Raw genomic sequence first — 18,536 nt, 5'->3', positions numbered from 1 at the left:
TCAGCGATGTTTGAATTAATACTCTAATCAACAGAAAGAAGAGCCGCATACTTTCGTAGTGCGGCTCTTCTTCAAGCTATTATCAGGCTGTTAATTTACTGACCTTCATAGAAAGCCATCACTAACTTACCTTCTTTAATAATGATTGGTGTACCCGGTAAAGCATCAATGACTTCATTTTGCGAAGCATCAACCACCACCGCAACGTTGCGGTTATTTTGGCTCGCCAACAAGCTTGGTAGCTGCTCTAAACGGTAAAAACGATTTTCCGCATCTGGGTAATTCAGCCCGTAGCCTAGCTCACCCGTTTGATACAGCATGGTAATGTCATCGCGTTTGAGTACCCAAGCCAATGCAGTGCCTAATCCCACATTGTTGGTTAAAAGTACCGCGCGGTTTTGTAGCTGATCTTGGTATTTTGTTAACACGCCTTGCGGGGTGTTATTGCTCTCAATATATTTAGGGATCACATGCCCAATACTGAGGCTGAGTGCTAACGTACAGGCGGCTGCCAATGACCAGAATTTGCGGTTAAATGACACCACGCCCATCACTGCCCAAAACAGAAATGCCCCTGCGGCAATCCACATTTTGTAGCTTTCATCCCCTTGATATAAATTCATTTTAGGGAAGTAAGGTGATGCAATAAATGCCCCTGCCGCCGCGATACCCAACGTGATGTTTATCAGCGCATTCAGGCGAATGGTAGCCACTTTATTCTGAGTTAAAACCTGCTGCAAATAGGATGCCATCAAAATCGCGATGGGTGCGATGCACGGCAGAATATAGGTGAGAAGCTTCCCTTTAGTGACACTAAAAAACAGGAAAGGTAGCGCCGCCCACAATAAGAAATAAAGGTTCATGCCTCTCGCGCGAACTGCGTGTGCAATGGATGAGAAGAGGTAACCTAACCACGGAAGCACCGCCGCCAACAAAATCGGCATATAGAACCAGAACGGAGATTTGTTTTGTGCGTTATCCGCCATAAAACGCTGAATATGCTCAACCCAGAAAAAGTAACTCCAATAATCTGGCTCTAGGCTTGCAATAGTAAGCGCCCACGGTAAGCAAACTAACACGGCAACAAGAATCGAAATTAATGCGTAAAGGCAGACGTCTTTGAACTTTTTAAAGTAAATTGCGCTAACGGAACACACTAAAACGGGAAGCACTAAAACTAAAAAGCCTTTTGTCATAACGCCTAAACCGCATGCCACGCCAATCAGAATATAGGCATACAATTTATGAGCACGTTGTGTCGTGGTTATCCCCCATTGGAAAAAGAAGATAATCATCGTAATAAAGGCGGTCACAATTGGGTCAAGGATGTTATAAGTCCCAATGGTCAAAATCATAAACATGGAAAGATAAATAAGCACCGCATTAAACGCGAGATCTTTATTTTTCCATGCCATCTTTGCACTAAGATAAACAAATAACCCGCTGATAAGGGTGCTAAACACCACACCTAACCGAACCGAGACATTGTTTTCACCAAATAACATTTGGAAGAAAGAACCGACCCAATAACCAAAAATCGGCTTTTCAAAATAGCGGATACCAAGCAGCTCAGGCACGCTCCAATGGCTACTTAATATCAGCTCACGGCTGATTTCTGCATAGCGTAGCTCATCGGGCTGCCATAGCATGCGCCCATTGAGAGGAAGAAAATAGGTTATGAGTACAAAACCGAATAATAGGCACCACTTAAAGTAGGCAACTTTATTATTTGCCATCATCATTTAATCTCAACCATTATTGTCATAAATATTTAATAATTATTATTTGCGCCGAAGCTTCAGGCACTTTTGATTAATAAAATCAGGGTTCTATTATCATTAGTTCGACTAAACCCAGTATAAACCAATAAACATTTTCGTATTTCATACATCCATATGAGATAAACAATCAATAAATGAATATTTTATTTCAACATTAAGATAACAGGATGAGCTGCTTGTTAAGACTCGATTAAAAAACAATAGTTCAGCGATTTCCATTTATTTTTAACAGAATGAAAAATAAATTAAAAAACGGTGCCGCTTGCGAATAGTTATTAATTCTAGAAAGAAGAATAAAACCCAATAGTTAATCACGCAGGTAACAATAAAGGCAGTTATTGCAATATATTCTTCACAATAACCGCCTTTATTTATCGGTAGCTACTTAACAAGATTTACTTGGCTGCATCCAAGGCTTGGATTAAGTCAGCAAGAATGTCATCGATATGTTCAATACCAATGGATAAACGGATCATATCGCGCGATACTCCTGCACGAGCTAGCTCTGCATCATTTAATTGACGATGGGTGGTCGATGCTGGGTGGCAAGCTAATGATTTTGCATCGCCAATATTGACCAAGCGAACAATCAGGTTCAGTGCATCAATAAAACGCGCCCCCGCTTCTTGCCCGCCTTTGATCCCAAAAGACATAATACTGGCAGGTTTACCTTGCATATATTTTTGCGCAAGTGCGTGCTCAGGGTTGCTTGGTAGCCCCGCATATTTTACCCATGCCACTTGCGGATGGTTTTCGAGGAATTGTGCCACTTTCACTGCGTTTTCAGTATGGCGCTCCATTCTTAACGCGAGCGTTTCCAGACCTTGTAAGATCAAGAAGGCGTTAAATGGCGATAATGCTGCTCCCGTTCCACGCAGCGGTGCCACGCGGCAACGCGCAATAAACGCCGCTGCACCGAAGTGCTCTGTATAGCTGACACCGTGATAGGCGATATCCGGCTCAACCAGCAGAGAAAAACGCTCTGCGTGCTCTGCCCATGGGAATTTACCTGAATCAATCACCATTCCGCCGATTGAGGTGCCATGACCACCGATGTATTTGGTTAACGAGTGCACCACGATATCCGCACCGTGTTCGAATGGGCGGCATAAATACGGAGTCGCTACGGTATTATCGACAATCAAAGGTACGCCATGGCGATGAGCGACCTCCGCCAGCGCGGCAAGGTCAACAATAAAGCCCGCAGGGTTAGAGATAGATTCGCAGAAAACGGCTTTTGTTTTCTCGTCAATCAGGGCTTCTAGTGCGGCTAAATCGTCGTGTTCAGCAAACCGGGTTTCGATACCAAGGCGCGGTAGAGTATGCGCCAGTAAGTTGTACGTACCGCCATACAGTTTTGCCACCGAAACAATGTTATCGCCGACTTGGGCAATAGTTTGAATTGCATAGGTGATAGCTGCCATGCCCGAAGCCACCGCCAGCCCAGCAATTCCCCCTTCAAGAGCAGCAACGCGCTTTTCTAGCACATCGTTGGTCGGGTTCATAATGCGGGTATAGATATTACCTGCAACTTTTAAGTCGAACAGATCCGCGCCGTGCTGTGTATCGTCAAATGCATAAGAGGTGGTTTGATAAATAGGCACCGCGACAGACTTGGTTGTAGGGTCTGGAGAATAGCCTGCGTGGATTGATAATGTTTCTAATTTCATTGAGTTATCCTTGTTATACCCGCACTGCCAATTGAATGGGGTCTTGTTTTTATTTCACGGTACTTATTATTTCACGGCAGTCCTTTCCAATATCCCCCAAGTAAATTCCTCGCACAACCATCTAGACTTGAAATAATTTCATCTAAAGTTATTCATAAAATAAATAAGACCGCATTAGAAACAAAAAAAACCCATATTGCCGAAGCAATATGGGTTTCGGTACAACTGAATTTAATTACGCGAACGCGCCATAAATCACAGAGGTAATTGATGCTAAGCCGCATAGCAGCGTAAAGATTTGCGCTAGCTTAGAGGTACTAAACGGTTTCATTGCAGGCACGATACGCATCGCCACAACTGGCAGGATAAACAGGATTGCCGCAATCATTGGGGCACCCATGGTTTCAATCATACCTAAGATACTTGGGTTGATAATCGCGACGATCCAAGTGGTGATTACAATGAACAGTAAAGAGATTAACTCAATTTTCTTCACAGAAACTGAAGAGCGCGATTTGACTAATCCAACCAGACCTTCGTGCGCACCTAAGAAGTGACCAAAGTAGCTAGAAACGATAGCTGCGAATGCCACGATAGGACCTAAATAAGACAGGATTGGTGATGGATTAATGTTCGCAATGTGGGATAACACGCTGATATTTTCTTTCTTCGCGATTTCTAACTCAGCAGGACTCAGTGACAGAACCACAGAGAATACGAAAAACATCACGAAGCCAGTTAGCATAAATGCTGCACCGCCAGTGATCATGTCGGTTTTAATCACGGCTTGGTCGCCAAATTGCTGACGTTGGTCTTTTGCAAACTGGCTGATGATTGGGCTATGGTTAAAAGAGAATACAATGATAGGAATCGCCATCCAGACAACAATCGGCATTGTGCTCCAATCTGGTGCGACTTCTAACATCGACGTATTCCACTCAGGGATCAGGTACAGAGACAGCGCTAATAAGATGAAGACTAATGGATAAACCATCATAGAAGTGAGCTTCAGCATTAAGTCACGACCGAATACGACACCTGCGGTCATTGCTGCAATTAACACACCAGACAGCAACCAACGTGGCAGTGGGTCCATACCAATTTGGTTCACTAAAAATGAGTCTACTGTGTTAGTGATACCCACGCCGTAAATTAATACGATTGGGTAAATCGCAAAGAAATAAGCAAAAGTGATGATATTCGCACCTGTTTTACCGAAATGTTCTTCCACAGTATCGGTAATATCAGCATCGTGTTTCTTAGCCGATAAAACAAAACGCGCTAACCCTTTATGAGCTAACCAAATCATTGGCGTTGCAATTAAAGCTAATACAACTAATGGCCAGAAACCACCCGCGCCAGCTTTAATTGGCAGAAAAAGAACACCCGCACCAACGGCGGTACCAAAAAGAGATAATACCCAAGTGAAGTCTTTATAAGTCCACTTACTGGCGGATTTGTCTGTCGTGTTTACTGCGGTTTTTATTGTGCTCATACCGTCACTTCATCGTTTTAAAATGGATAAAAAAAGATGCGCGAATTTTGCATTAAATGCGTTAGAGCAACTAGCTTATTTTGATTAATCTTTCTGGCTTTTTGGTGTAGATCTCATATCTGAATTTAAAAAAATGACAATTTGTTAATAATCGCAAATAAATTTTTATCATTTGATTGAAAATACCAAAACACCACGTCAAAAAAGCGTAGAGTTTTTTTCTTTTGAACCTAAGTTTTAACCGAAATAAATATCGATAAAAAAAATGGCTAGAATAATTTCTAGCCATCAGACCATTTCCAAACCCATCAGGGTTGGAAATGGCTCTTTTGGGTTGTAGAATTAACAAGGAAAATCAATTCATTGATTTTCGCCTGATAACACAAAGAGGGAAAAACCACGCTTTTATCCCTCTTTGTCAGCAACATAATGGCTAGAATAATTTCTAGCCATTTTTGTTTGGTAAATACCTATTTTGTTACAAATAGACTGGCACTAAAATCTCAGTGGCAATCACAACAACGATAAGCCCAACTAATACGGGAACCGAGGTTCTTTTCACCACTTCAAACGGTGAAATCTTCGCCATCCCCGATACCGCAACCACCACCCCAGAAACCGGTGATAATGTACGACCTAAGTTAGATGCCTGTAGCATTGGAATGACAAGGTAAGCTGGGTTGACGCCCATTTGCTTCGCTAAGTGAGGGATCAATTCAACGAATGCGTAGAATGGCGCGTTACCAGAACCAGTGGTCATCGCCGCTAACATAGTGATCACCACCAGCGCAATCATCATCACAATCGCGCCAGAACCAAAGGATTGTGCTAAGTCGATCAAGCCTTTAATAAAGCCGATGGTGCTTAGACCCTGAGCAAATACGCCAGCTGCCACTAACAGCATCACGACGGTTGCAAACGCATCAGCCATACCTCTATAGCAAACTTCTAAGCCACCATAGACGTGTTTTGCACTGAAGCTACGGATGAACTCAATGATTGCAGCCATAATAATACAGCCAACAATAATGGTGACAATATGTAGCTCAGGCGCCCATTTACCATCAAACACTAATACGCCGATGATTGGAGTAAATGGTAGAATCGCGTAGAAACCTGGCGCGTGGGTTTTAATTTCATTCACATCCAGCATTTCGGTTTTGACGTGCTCTTTTCTATCCAGAAAACGCTGCCAGAAGAAGTGAGCCACTGACATCGCAACAATGGCAGCGATGGAGATAGGCAGTGTGGTTTTGAATGCGAAATCAATCAGAGGCATTTCTGCTGCTTTCGCCGCTAAAATAACGTCTCCAGACGTTGGTGCCAGAATGATAGCGGCCGGTGATGCACAGATAGCCGCCGCTGCGCCACGGCTGATCCCAACGTTAACCATCACAGGGAACAGGGTTGCCATCAATAACACCCCTAAACCTGTTGCCGATGAAACTGCCAGTGACATCAAGCAAGCAACAATATACGCCGCAACCATCAATAAGTATGGGGAGTTGATCATTTTTAATGGCTTGGAGGCAATTTTAACCACCACGTCATTCGCACCGATGTGAGTCATATAAGACGCAAACCCACACAGCACCATGATCATCATACCGAGGTCACCACCTCGGCTCATTAATAAGAACTTGATGTATTCCAGAATATCAGTAACGCGCCATCCCGTTGCTTTCACTGATTCTGGTAAAATGCTTTTACCCATTAACGCAGTAATAATTAGGAGTAAAATACCCCCCGTCATTAATACCCCAGTTGCAGAGTAACCCTTTATTATATAGCGCCCAACTCCAACGGCGACCAATACGCCTATTAAGAGCTCAATCATGTGTTTCTCCTGCCCGTCTCATTTTGTAATTATTGGTGGTACTCTGCCTAAAAAAAAAGCGAAATACACTGATAATGATCATAGTGGACAATATTTTTAATCTAGAAATAGATAAAAACACAAGTCAAAAAAATATTATTTTTTGACTAAGCAAAAGAAATGAAACTCAGGGGCATTAATCATTTAAACTAAAGTCAAATAATAGTCATTTGAGCGATATTAAATGGCGTGATTATCCATATAATGACCATCATAAATAATGCAAGATTAACTGCAAAAATTAGCGCGAGAATAACTCAAATATCATGTCACCAAAAAAACCTCGGTATTGCAGATAACGAATTTGTTTACCCTTCTCTTTAAAGTCAGTTGGGATTTCATCCCCAAATTTTTTACTGCGTACTTCTGCTGCCTTTTCAAACCAGTCGACATCAAGCTCAGCAAAATGGTGTTCGACTAATGTCTCGGCAAATCCTTTTTGCCGCATTTCTTGTTTGATCCGTAAAGGTCCATATCCTTTACGCGAATACCCTTGCAATAGCAGTGATACCACACGGTCATCATCCAAAAAGTGCTGCTCACTCAGTTTATCCAACACCCCTTCAATCAACTGCTCATCGATAATCCCCTCATTTTTTTCATACATACGGCGCTTCATACGGGCAAATAACTCCGCTTTGCCATAATCGCGTCTGGAAAGTAAAAATAGGGCATATTGGTACAGTTCAGGTTGGGTCATTGTCACATTTAACTCATTAAAAAGGGCACTGAATTCAGTGCCCTATTCGCATTAGTCAATCAAGATAGATTAATGCACTTGAGCATCACTAAGAAGTTTATAGATTGTATCAGGAGTATAGCTACCGTCCTGATAATAAATAGTCCAATCCGTGATATGGTCGCGCGTTAGCGGATAAACTCCGCCTTCTTCCATGGTTTCCACATAGAATGGGTGATTAATTAAACGGCCTTCAAATTGGTCACCGTTCCATGTTAACGGCTCAAACCACATATGTTCGTGCCCTTCATCACCCTCTTCATCTTGATAACTAATGCCGCATTTAACTAGGAAACGCCACTCTGACTCTTCCTCTTCTTCCGATTTTCCGAGCAGCTTCGCAAATAGCCCTTTTTTCGGTGCGACTGGTTTTGGACCATAGTTATCGAGCATGTGAGTGAAGTATTCCCAACGTAGTCTGGCTTTGCTGGACATATCCGCCGTTTCTTCATCAGTGCGCATAAACATCATTGCATTTTGGTCTTCAAACCCTTCAAAGAAGCTTTCCAATGTTGGGTTTTCTTGCGTGACACGGAATAACATTACGGATGGATGCTGGTGAGATTCGTCACGGTCGTGCCAATCCCCCATAAAACGCTCAGAGCTCATATCGCCAAACTCGAAGTTCATCTCTTCCAGCGGTTTTAAGTTATCGATCGGTGTGGAGGTGCCTACATGAAGGAGACCTTCTTCAAAAGGCACCGCCACTAAATATTCATAACCAGTTTGTGTTTGCCCAATGAAAATCGGCTCATTAAAGTCGATTTTTCCGTTGGTAATGCTGTTGTTCACAAAGCTCCAAAACAACTCAGGGATCCCATAATAAGACGCAATCGGGTGTGGAATGATAATTTCCGCTTCCGATAAACCACAACGGGCTAACCCATGAGTATGGAACCAATATTTGGTCGGCGCTGAATCTTCGGAGTTTTCATCGTGATCGTAAATAGCATGCACCACATACAGGGAATCAATGCTTGGCATTAAATCGTCGATCAGCTGGAAGTTAAGCCATTCACGGGTAAAGACTTTACCTGCGGCAGAAATATCCAAGCCCAGTAATAAATCAGGCACTAAAATTTGGATAATTTTAAGCTGCTGTAAGTAGCTCACTAAAGGCTTTTCTTGAAATAGGCATTCAACCACCACAGCTTGTGGCGCATTGCTTGCCTGCGCATAGAGTTCTTGGCTAATAGGATCTGTCGCAAAATACGGGTTGATGGTGTATTCCGGGTCGCTTTCCACAAGCGAAACGTAAAAACGTAACTCTTCTTCGCCACGTTTACAGGTAAAAAAGAAACCGCCTCCTTCTTCATCTGGCAGGTAATCGATCTCCCCTTCAGTAAAGTAGGTTTGCTCTTCCAGACGCTGTTCAAGTTGTAGGGAGGTCAGCTCTGATGCAGGGATTGCCACCATCATCGAGGCTTCTTTCTCCCCGTTTCCAGCAGCAATATCAAGGTATTGTTGTTTATTGTTCACTATTTTGCCCTGTTATTTATTATCTTACTGGAGGATATCAGCTTATATTCGATAAGAATATTGTGATTATTCTTAACCCAATCAGATAGGCGTTTAATCTCTCATATTTAAACTAGGAGCATTAATCATCATTATTTGATGCAACGTAATTCCACTTTTCATCCCGTATTCACTAGGGCACAATGAGAACCAGCATCACCAAGGCTTTTGGTTGGTGAAATAATCCTTTCTTATATAGGTTTTGAAAATAGAGGCTTTACAACATGGCTGATTTATCTGAGAAACAAAAAGAATATATTGATGACCTCGCAATGAAGCGCGTTTTTGATATGAATAATGATGATGTCTTAATTAATGCGCTGGAACAAAAAATTCACAGCATGGAAGCGCATTTAAAAGATTACTTCCATGAGCGTGTTCAGTTTCATCAGAAAAACAGCAAATAATACCGCTCTTACTCCTCTAATGCATTTCAGTGCTGAAATACCTAGAGTTTCAGCACGTTTTTTAGTACCTCAATAGCATCTTCTTAATATCTTAATCACATCCATCATATTGATAATAATATGCGTTCATAGGTAGCGAAATATCATTAAAATAGCACCATGAGCCATACTATCAATTGCCATATATGCTAAACTTTTGTCGATAACTGTAAGTTAATTAATTTATTGTTTCCTTCATTCTATTCTACTAATCATTGAGTCCATTATGACACGCATTCAATACAGCGCAGCGCTGCTACTTTCCTCTTGTCTGGTTATCCCTGCCAGTTTTGCCGATAGTGACACACCACTATTTTCATTAAGCATGAGCGAATCTGGAGTCCCTAAAAATAATAGCGAAGGCGGCGTCACGCGTTCATCCACGACTGAATCCCGTGTATTGCCTATTTGGGGAGATGAAGCACGCGCTCGAGGTTATGACTTACCAGAACCTTTTGGTGTCAGTTATGGCTATATGAATCTGCGTCAGGATATTGTTGTTGATAGCATTGGGTTTAATGCAAGCAAACCATTGGGGCAAGCTTTACTCTCCCAAATATCAGTAAAAACAGGTCATACTCGTGAGAAGAATGAATCACATACATTGAAGCTTGATGCTTGGGTGTTACCTTTCATGAATCTATATGGCGTCTACGGTAAAACCAAAGGTACCTCTAAAACGAACATCACAGGGATTTATATGGGTGATAGTCCTGATCGCATGTGGGATAAAGACATGCCTTTCGTTTTAGATTTTGAAGGTAAAACCTATGGTGGAGGCGTCACATTTGCAGGTGCATATAATCAGTTCTTCGGTACGTTAGATATGAACTATACCCGTACCAACCTCGATATTCTTGATGGTGATATTAGTGCCTTTGTTGTCACACCGCGTATCGGTTATGAATTCGTTTTTGAACCTTTAATTGCCGGTCAAGGGAATACCAAAGTTCAAGTTTGGACAGGTGCTATGTACCAAGATATTACCCAACGCTTTAAAGGGGATGTCAGTAAACTTAGCTTGCCAGAAGAACTCGACGATATGATGAATGGTGATTTTAAGCCTTTGATTGGAAATGTAAAATTCGATGTTAAACAACACCTTGCCCATAAATGGAACAATACCGTCGGTGCTCGTGTTGAGTTAACCCGCAACTTTAACGTTCTGACCGAAGTGGGCTTTAATAACCGTAATAGCTTCTTTATTTCAGGCGAGTTCCGTTTTTAATGTTGCAACAGAAATACCTGCGTAGGCTGACACTGCTCAGCCTTATCGCTACCTTCTCCTCGCAAGCACAAATTCTTCCTGAACGGGAACAAATTGATGGTTGGCTCAGCGAGCTTGGGGGCGAAAACAGCTTTGATGAATCCAAAACTATCGACTGGGGCGTCTTACCGGGACCTTTCTATACTCCTGAAATGGGGTTAGGTGTCGGAACCGCTTTAGTGGGTTTATATCGTCTCGACAAACAAGACACTAAAACACAGCCCTCTTCGATTGGATTAAGTGGTTTTGCATCATCCACAGGGGCTTTTGGACTCAACTTCACTAACTACAACTTTGTAGATAGCGACCAATGGCGACTGTTTGTATCTGGCACCATCAATAATGTACCGACTTATTATTGGGGCAAAGGATACGCAGCGGGTAAAAAAGAGAGCAATAAAGAAAAATACCATTCCCAAGAGTTCAAAATTACCCCAAGGGCTTTATATAAGCTAACCGATGCCACCTATGTGGGACTAGGCTGGAATTTTTCGTCGATCAATGCCAGCGATCCCGATGAAGGCGCAAAAGCTTACTTTTCGCAGTCCGTTGGCGGGCGTTCGGTTATCAGCTCAGGCATCAGCGCCTACTATAGCTATGACACCCGAGACTTTTTACCCAACGCACACCATGGGCAAACACTTGAGGTTATTTATACTTATTTTTCACCGAACCTCGGTAGTGATACCCGTTTTCAAACGACCCAGTTGCAGTATGCCTATTACCATGAGCTCACAGAGAAAACCGTCGTAGCCGTTGATAACTATGCCCGCTTTACCACGGGAGATGTGCCGTGGAATCAGCTTTCCTTATTAGGTAACAGTAACCGCATGCGGGGTTACTATGAAGGGCGCTATCGGGACAACAATATTTTTACTAGTCAAATCGAGTTACGACATAAATTAGACTGGCGGCACGGGGTTGTTGGCTGGTTAGGCACGGGGACCATGAGCGACTCTCCCTCAGAATTAGGTGCTGGACACTGGCTACCAAGTGCCGGTGTAGGCTATCGTTTTGAATTTAAGCCTCGGATGAATGTGAGACTGGATTTTGGTGTTGGTCGCAACAGTACGGGCGTCTATTTCCAAGTTGGTGAGTCTTTTTAATGTTTAAGCTGCTAATAACTTCATGTTTTTTACTTATGCTCGTCGCCTGCCAAACTCGCGAGGAGCTGAACTTACCTGCGGCGAACCTTAATCTAGATACGATTTCCAACGAGGACGCATCTAAAGCGTGGTCTGTTCTACAAGATCTCAAAGCCCCTCAAGGACTTCGAGCCTGCTGTGCTTTTGGCTATAACCTGCAAGCGGAAGTGGCAGGTATCCCCGTACCTTTCTATACCATCGACAACATAGTGGAAGCCGATAATCTTGGTGAGCACCATTATAATGATAGTTACTTGGGCGCCACAGCAGGTCTAATGGGGATCAGTAACGAAAAAGTGGGGCTTATCTATACCATAGATGGCGGGTTTATTGATATTGCCCATGTTCGAGATACCGCCGACTATACGTTATATCTCTTTAGCCAGATTTACCCAAAACTTGGTGAAGAGTGGACACTAACCCTCAGCGATGAACTCGCGAGCAGACAAATCCATTTTTCAGCCTTTACACCACCTGCGTCCCCCGCAGAGCGCTATACGTTAAGCACTTATCTGGCAGCTAAACTTGCATTTCAGTTAGCTGCTTGGCATGAAATTGCACAATGGTATGGTTATCAATCAGTTCCTGGCTTTTCGGAGGGAATATCTGCCTTCTCTCCCGAAGACTTATATTCCAACTTAGTGGGGGCAAGGCTAGCAAGTTCGCTGATTTTACAAGGTCGTGCAGAGTCACTTGCGATATTCTCGCAATCTCTCGAAGCACTGCTTCCCATTGCACTACATCAACTTGGGGCCCAAGAAAAACCCTTAACTCGCTATGCATTTAACAAAATTGATGGGCTTTGGTGGAATAGTGCGAAGCGTGTTCCAGATAAATTTTTAGTACTCACACGCGATTATGACACCACCGATAGCCGCTATCCGTTTTTACCTACCCAAGCTGTAGCGACTTTGGGGCTGAAACTCAGTTTGCCGTCGGAATATGCAGGATTTGCATTATCCTCTCTCGCACAGTTTCGCTTAGTACCCACCGATCATATGGCACAACTTCCTATCCCAGAGACATATTGGACAGTTGATGATTTCAAACGGCTCGCGGAGAATGCAAAAATTGAAGATCAGAAACAGCAAACCGTGCCATTCAACGACTAAAAAAGTCGTCGACTAATAGTAATATTTGGCTGAGGCAAAAGGCCAAAAAACGGCATTTTTTTTGTCCTTTTCACACATTGAAAGTCGATTTTGATTCTGTATTTTTAACAACCAATACCACTCATAAAATGCGAAACACCCCATTTTGTTTAAAATTTAGACCACCGATCGGTTATTTTTTAAGCACAATAACCCTACAATACACCTGTTAATTGTTTGAAAATCAATCTAATTTAGCTTAAATCAGATGATTGCATGATGAAATCAAAAACAAAAATTGATAAATAAAGCATTGAAAATATAAATAACTCAATTATTTTTAATCTAAAATCATTAAGTTAAAATAAATCAACACTTAATGACATACTAATACAGAAATTTACCTAATGTGAGTCGGATAAAGGTAGCTCGTGAAAAATTATTCTGCTACCATTCGCTCGATTTTTGTTCAGAGAAACATAGGAGAAGCAAATGCCCTCTCGAACGATGGGGACAAACGCCGTCTTCGCTTTCTTATTTTTACTTTTGTTTTCGGGCCTCAGTTTTGGCTCCACCAGTACCAGTACGATGCTTAAAAAAGACTTCACACTGAAGTCGGCACAAAACTCAAATCAAGCAGAAACACCACTGCCTGATATGCGTAAATACCCGTCTGGTACTCCACGTAAGAAAGCGTTTTTGAAAACGATTGTCCCGGTGATTGAAAAAGTCAATCAACAGATTATGGAAGAGCGTAACTGGCTGCTTTCCGTGCGCACGAACACCAAATGGAGCGCCCAAGAGCTACGTCGCCTAACCCAAATCTGCGATAGTTATGGCATCAGTTGCAGCAACCCAAAACGTATTAATTGGGATAAGCTGTTAAGTCGTGTAGACATCATGCCAACGCATTTAGTTGCGACACAAGCGGCTACAGAGTCTGGTTGGGGTACTTCTCAGCTTGCTCTACAAAACGGAAATTTATTTGGTATGCGCTGTGGTAGCGGTTGCCAAGTTAGCAAAGGAAAGATCAAAGGCTACTCAGCTTACGCTTCTGTTGAAGCAACAGTGACTGCCTATATGAAGAATATGAATACCCATAACGCGTATGAGTCTTTACGTCACTCGCGTGCTAAACAGCGTCAATCACAAGATGAGTTAGACTCCGTCAAGCTGATTAACGATATGAAAGGGTACTCAGAGTTAGGTTCATCATATAACCGCTATTTGAAAGAGATGTACGCGAGCAACGAAGAATTGATTACACAAGCTCAACAAAGAGCAGCGACTCGCAGCTAATTTTAGTATCTACACACCAGGTACACAGTATAAAAATCCACTTTTTCGAAAGTGGATTTTTTTTGCACTTTCTCCCACCCACTCGAAATATGACAACCCACCCCGCCCCAGCTATACTTCTTGCTTATTGAATCAGTCATTTTTTCTTTTTTGTTTTCTATCTATTTGAATTTCTAAATAGTTCGTGTTGTCGCTAGGCGTCGAGGATTGATATCCCTAGGAGCATACACAAGTATGTGACTAGGGTGGCAATACGATGACAACACCGCGACAGCGCGAAATATGACGAAATTCCGATTGCATGCCGGAAAAGAATAAATATTATGGTCACCCATAACAAATAACACCTGAGTCTAATATGAATTTCTTCTCATTTGAGTTTCTTGGCTCTTTTTTAGTTTTTTTTCTTATTTATTGGGGCTGCCAACCCAGCTCTAAATTGCAGAATGGGTTGCTCATCACAGCAAGTTATTTCTTTGTCTACTCATTTAGCCCTGACTTTGCTTATATTCTGTTTGGCTACACGTTATTTATCTATTTGCTCACCAACTGGGCAACGGTTTGGTTATCTAATCGATGGGTATATTCATTATTAGCTATCGGGATCATTGGCTGCTTTACTGCGTTTAAATATTATTCTTTTTTCCAGGAAACTATTCAGCAAACCCTCGATAAGTTTGGATTTAGCGTTGGACTGCCTGTACTGGAACTGTTGGCACCATTGGGGCTCTCTTTCTACGCCTTCCATTCCGTCAGCTATACCGTTTCTGTATGCCGCAAAGAAATTGAAAAAGCCGACTTTTTTGACGTCGTATTATATTTGGCTTTTTTCCCAAGTATCGTTGCGGGTCCAATTAACCGTGCAAAAAACTTTTTACCGCAAATCCAAGCTGAAAGCCGCGTTATTCTCGACTCTCGCCGCGCCATTTTGTTAATTAGCTTAGCACTGGTAAAACTGTTTCTATTCAGCTCATACCTCGCTGAAAACTACGTTAATCCCGTATTTGATGCTCCCGCAGGCTTTAGTGCAGGGGAAATATTAATTGCCACCTACGCTTACGCGTGGAATATCTATTTTAACTTCTCCGGTTATACCAATTTAGTGACGGGGATTGCGTTACTATTAGGCTTTAGAGTGCCACTTAACTTTAGTGCCCCATATTTAGCCACTAACTTGCAAGATTTCTGGAAACGTTGGCATATCAGTTTATCGACCTTCATCATGGATTATATCTATATTCCATTAGGTGGCAGTCGCAAAGGATTTGTACGCAAAAATATCAACGTATTAACCGCAATGTTAATTTCAGGTCTGTGGCATGGTGCAGCAATGACATTTGTTATTTGGGGCGCAATTCATGGATTAGGGACGGTAATTTTTAATATTAAAACTGAGCTAATGAAAAAACTGGGGAGAACCCACTTAATTCCCAACGCCCATGTTTCAAAATTACTTGCACGAATTCTGACTTTCCATTTTGTCTGCTTTGCATGGATTTTCTTCCGTAGCCCATCATTTGATGATGCTCTGGTGATGCTCAATCAATTTATTGAGCCTGGATTTATCGCCTCAATTAGCGCGAACCTTGGCTTGCTGATTGCATTCTGGTTACTGTTCTTCGCCTACCCTTATTTTGTTCAAGGCTACCAGTATGTTGCCAAGAAATATCAAGATATCGCTTGGTACTATTACCCAATCCCATTAGCCATCGTGTTGACGATTATGTTTATGCTTTCACCTTCGGGAATGCCAGGATTTATCTATGCTAACTTCTGAGTTTAAAAATAACCTGAAAAAAACCGGACAAGTGGTGCTGATTGTCGTCATCACTGGCTTGCTACTGATTTGGTTAAACCAAAGCTCCTTAGAGCGATTCTGGCAGCAAAAGTATCACCAAGATACACCATGGGCAAAAATCAGTGGAAACCCTGTCTGGGATTACGGGAGCGCGTTACATGATGGTGTCCAAGAAGCAGGGGCAACTTTTGCCTATCACGCATCTGGACAAAAAGCCGCTGAAGATAAACTTGCCGCCCAAATGGCCGCTAACCACGAAACATTAGTTTTTCCACAAGATTTCCGTGTCGGGCTACACTTTGTTAATGGTTATATTCATCCCGCAGAGAGCTTATCGGTCACATTCCCTGAGTTATTAAAACGCCCTCAAGCTCGCGCTAAAATTCCAGGTCGAACCTTTGCAGGAGTGACTATTGCGCAGCCTGAAGGACCTGTTGTTCAAAAACAGATAGCCAATATTGCTGCAGGGGATCAAGTCTTGTTTGCAGGGGACTCCATGATGCAGGGCGTCGCTCCCCATGTTAAAAACATGCTGTTGAAAAAGTATAATATTGAGAGTATTAACTTAAGTAAGCAGAGTACCGGTCTTGCGTACCCTAAATTCTTTAACTGGCCAGATACCATTGCCAACGCATTGAACGATAACCCGAAAATTAAAGTCTTAGTGGTATTTTTAGGTCCTAATGACCCGTGGGATATGCCACCACAATCGGGCTATAAGTATGTGAAATTCAAGAGTGAAGAGTGGGAACAAACCTATCGCTCGCGTATCAGTGAAATTCTTTCCACCGCACGCCAACATCATGTCGATGTGATTTGGGTGGGTCCACCGAATATGCGTAAAAACACTCTCTCCGATGGAATGAAGTTCCTACGCGGTCTCTACCAAACCGAAGTTGCGAAGTACGGCGAAATGTACATTTCTGCCAATGACGTCTTTAAATATAAAAATGACGACTATTCCGACTATATTGGGGATGGTAGCAATGCTATAAAATTGCGCAGTGGTGATGGGATCCATTTCAGTGGTAAAGGGCAACAAATGATTGCCGAAAGCGTATTTTCACTGATCCATTTCGAAGAGGAAGATAAGGAACCTCATGAAACTGAACAACCAGAATCAGGTCAAGAGCAAGCTACTCACAGCTAGTGTTATTACCCTGCTGTCATTAGGCTTAGTCTCTTGTCAAACCCCTGATACTAAACGCGGCAAAACGTCGCAAACTCAGTGGCAAGCGCCTACAGAGCAAGGGCAGTTAGTCAATAACGGTGAACCCAATTTAAGCCAATTGGCGTCTAAACTGCGCCAAGGTGGTCAACAAGTCCATATCGTTCAGATAGGGGATTCACACACGGCTGCCGATTTTTTCACCGGTGAATTAAGAGCATTGTTCCAACAACGTTATGGAGATGCAGGCCCAGGTTTTGTACCGCCAATTTCGGTACCGGGTCAACGCACTGCCACCATTAATCGCGTCAGTGATAAGTCAGATTGGTCACTTTCAAGTAGCCGCAAAGACGAGCGTTTTGACTACCCGTTAGGTGGATTGATAGCGGAGCCGCAAGGCAACAAAAGCAATGTGTTATTAAAACCGTTGCAGCCTGTCCAAAATAGTTATCGCTTACAAGCACTGTACCAAAGCTCGAATAGTGCCCAGATGCAGGTTTCGCCATCCTCATCTTCGACGGTTGCCTTACCTGCCACGGGAAATAGCTGGCAATTCTCTGCGCCAGTGAGCACGCAATTGCCATCAACTGTGTCAGTTGGAACAACAAGTAATCTCAAAGTGGGTGGATGGTTAGTCCGTTCGAATAAACCCGGTGTGATGTTATCTGCTATCGGTTTAAACGGTGCGACCATCAACATGCTGGATAAGTGGCAACCACAGTGGAGCGCCACGCTGGCTCAAATGTCGCCAGATATGGTGATTTTAGCCTTCGGCACCAATGAAGCGTTTAATGACACACTGAACTTAGTGGCTTACGAACAAAATCTACGGGATAAAATTCGTCAAATTCGCCAGCAATCACCTAATGCCGTGATTATGCTAGTGGGGCCTAGCGACTCAATTAAATTCAGTAATGCGGCGGGTTGTAGCGCACAGATGCCAGTGAATTTGATGGATGTGATTCGTATTCAGAAAAACATTGCCGCTCAGGAACATACGCTGTTTTGGGATTGGCAAGCGAACATGGGCGGGCCTTGCTCTATCCGCGCATGGGCATCACAAGGTTTAGCCCGTCCTGATAATGTGCATTTCTCTGCGGATGGTTATAAGAAAAGCGCACAGGCTTTATATAGCCAGTTTAATCAGATGTTGAAATAAACCTATTTCGTTATCTTCACATACAAAAAAGTCAGCCTACCTAAGTAAGCTGACTTTTGTTTTTTACAAAAGAGATAGAAAGAA

14 protein-coding genes are annotated in these 18,536 nt (G+C 42.7%); 8 read left to right on the top strand and 6 right to left on the bottom strand.

What is annotated here, in order from left to right:
• Positions 1-95: 95 nt before the first annotated feature.
• From arnT to HFU86_RS02800, 6 genes are all read right to left on the bottom strand, one after another.
• Positions 96-1,742, bottom strand: coding sequence for a lipid IV(A) 4-amino-4-deoxy-L-arabinosyltransferase (gene arnT, locus HFU86_RS02825; protein WP_187128690.1), 1,647 nt, complete (start codon positions 1,740-1,742; stop codon positions 96-98).
• 434 nt (positions 1,743-2,176) lie between these two features.
• The gene (locus HFU86_RS02820) at positions 2,177-3,451 is read right to left on the bottom strand and encodes a bifunctional O-acetylhomoserine aminocarboxypropyltransferase/cysteine synthase (RefSeq protein WP_154599654.1); all 1,275 of its coding nucleotides are present in this window, start codon (positions 3,449-3,451) and stop codon (positions 2,177-2,179) included.
• A 235-nt stretch (positions 3,452-3,686) separates the two neighbouring features.
• Complete coding sequence (locus tag HFU86_RS02815; RefSeq protein ID WP_187128689.1) at positions 3,687-4,946, bottom strand: aromatic amino acid transport family protein; 1,260 nt, start codon at positions 4,944-4,946, stop codon at positions 3,687-3,689.
• A 478-nt stretch (positions 4,947-5,424) separates the two neighbouring features.
• Entirely contained in the window at positions 5,425-6,783 is a 1,359-nt protein-coding gene (gene dcuC / locus HFU86_RS02810) for an anaerobic C4-dicarboxylate transporter DcuC (RefSeq protein ID WP_036955315.1), read from the bottom strand.
• Positions 6,784-7,063: 280 nt separating this feature from the next.
• A complete protein-coding gene (locus HFU86_RS02805) occupies positions 7,064-7,522 on the bottom strand; it encodes a regulatory protein RecX (RefSeq protein ID WP_036955318.1) in 459 nt (152 codons plus the stop codon).
• 69 nt (positions 7,523-7,591) lie between these two features.
• Positions 7,592-9,040 (bottom strand): DUF4026 domain-containing protein, encoded by a 1,449-nt coding sequence (locus tag HFU86_RS02800; protein WP_187128688.1) that lies wholly within the window; start codon positions 9,038-9,040, stop codon positions 7,592-7,594.
• A 263-nt stretch (positions 9,041-9,303) separates the two neighbouring features.
• Between HFU86_RS02800 and HFU86_RS02795 the strand changes: the two genes are divergently transcribed.
• The 8 genes from HFU86_RS02795 (at position 9,304) to HFU86_RS02760 (ending at position 18,452) form a co-directional block, all read left to right on the top strand.
• On the top strand, positions 9,304-9,486 hold the full coding sequence (locus tag HFU86_RS02795; protein WP_006658236.1) for a hypothetical protein: 183 nt from the start codon (positions 9,304-9,306) through the stop codon (positions 9,484-9,486).
• Between the two features lie 265 nt (positions 9,487-9,751).
• Positions 9,752-10,753, top strand: coding sequence for a hypothetical protein (locus tag HFU86_RS02790; RefSeq protein ID WP_187128687.1), 1,002 nt, complete (start codon positions 9,752-9,754; stop codon positions 10,751-10,753).
• Positions 10,753-11,898, top strand: coding sequence for a BamA/TamA family outer membrane protein (locus tag HFU86_RS02785; RefSeq protein WP_187128686.1), 1,146 nt, complete (start codon positions 10,753-10,755; stop codon positions 11,896-11,898). Before HFU86_RS02790 ends, HFU86_RS02785 begins: the two co-directional genes overlap by 1 nt.
• Positions 11,898-13,049 carry a DUF4056 domain-containing protein gene (locus HFU86_RS02780; protein WP_187128685.1) on the top strand — a complete coding sequence of 384 codons (1,152 nt, stop codon included), beginning with the start codon at positions 11,898-11,900 and terminating at the stop codon, positions 13,047-13,049. Before HFU86_RS02785 ends, HFU86_RS02780 begins: the two co-directional genes overlap by 1 nt.
• Before the next feature lie 471 nt (positions 13,050-13,520).
• On the top strand, positions 13,521-14,327 hold the full coding sequence (locus HFU86_RS02775) for a protein bax (RefSeq protein ID WP_036955332.1): 807 nt from the start codon (positions 13,521-13,523) through the stop codon (positions 14,325-14,327).
• A 358-nt stretch (positions 14,328-14,685) separates the two neighbouring features.
• Entirely contained in the window at positions 14,686-16,104 is a 1,419-nt protein-coding gene (locus tag HFU86_RS02770; RefSeq protein ID WP_187128684.1) for an MBOAT family O-acyltransferase, read from the top strand.
• On the top strand, positions 16,091-17,275 hold the full coding sequence (locus HFU86_RS02765; RefSeq protein ID WP_187128683.1) for an SGNH/GDSL hydrolase family protein: 1,185 nt from the start codon (positions 16,091-16,093) through the stop codon (positions 17,273-17,275). The genes HFU86_RS02770 and HFU86_RS02765 overlap by 14 nt, the downstream gene beginning before the upstream one ends.
• Complete coding sequence (locus HFU86_RS02760) at positions 17,226-18,452, top strand: SGNH/GDSL hydrolase family protein (RefSeq protein WP_187128682.1); 1,227 nt, start codon at positions 17,226-17,228, stop codon at positions 18,450-18,452. Before HFU86_RS02765 ends, HFU86_RS02760 begins: the two co-directional genes overlap by 50 nt.
• Positions 18,453-18,536: the final 84 nt, after the last annotated feature.

Origin of the sequence: Providencia sp. JUb39 (genome assembly GCF_012272845.1) — a bacterium.
Taxonomy (GTDB): domain Bacteria; phylum Pseudomonadota; class Gammaproteobacteria; order Enterobacterales; family Enterobacteriaceae; genus Providencia; species Providencia lanzhouensis.
The sequence above is the reverse complement of the archived record's forward strand: the minus strand, read 5'-3'. Positions and strand labels throughout refer to the sequence as shown.

Bases quoted from the DNA above. Each gene is read 5' to 3' on its own strand.
- arnT (WP_187128690.1), bottom strand. From the start codon at position 1,742: ATGATGATGGCAAATAATAAAGTTGCCTACTTTAAGTGGTGCCTATTA.
- HFU86_RS02820 (WP_154599654.1), bottom strand. From the start codon at position 3,451: ATGAAATTAGAAACATTATCAATCCACGCAGGCTATTCTCCAGACCCT.
- HFU86_RS02815 (WP_187128689.1), bottom strand. From the start codon at position 4,946: ATGAGCACAATAAAAACCGCAGTAAACACGACAGACAAATCCGCCAGT.
- dcuC (WP_036955315.1), bottom strand. From the start codon at position 6,783: ATGATTGAGCTCTTAATAGGCGTATTGGTCGCCGTTGGAGTTGGGCGC.
- HFU86_RS02805 (WP_036955318.1), bottom strand. From the start codon at position 7,522: ATGACCCAACCTGAACTGTACCAATATGCCCTATTTTTACTTTCCAGA.
- HFU86_RS02795 (WP_006658236.1), top strand. From the start codon at position 9,304: ATGGCTGATTTATCTGAGAAACAAAAAGAATATATTGATGACCTCGCA.
- HFU86_RS02790 (WP_187128687.1), top strand. From the start codon at position 9,752: ATGACACGCATTCAATACAGCGCAGCGCTGCTACTTTCCTCTTGTCTG.
- HFU86_RS02785 (WP_187128686.1), top strand. From the start codon at position 10,753: ATGTTGCAACAGAAATACCTGCGTAGGCTGACACTGCTCAGCCTTATC.
- HFU86_RS02780 (WP_187128685.1), top strand. From the start codon at position 11,898: ATGTTTAAGCTGCTAATAACTTCATGTTTTTTACTTATGCTCGTCGCC.
- HFU86_RS02775 (WP_036955332.1), top strand. From the start codon at position 13,521: ATGCCCTCTCGAACGATGGGGACAAACGCCGTCTTCGCTTTCTTATTT.
- HFU86_RS02770 (WP_187128684.1), top strand. From the start codon at position 14,686: ATGAATTTCTTCTCATTTGAGTTTCTTGGCTCTTTTTTAGTTTTTTTT.
- HFU86_RS02765 (WP_187128683.1), top strand. From the start codon at position 16,091: ATGCTAACTTCTGAGTTTAAAAATAACCTGAAAAAAACCGGACAAGTG.
- HFU86_RS02760 (WP_187128682.1), top strand. From the start codon at position 17,226: ATGAAACTGAACAACCAGAATCAGGTCAAGAGCAAGCTACTCACAGCT.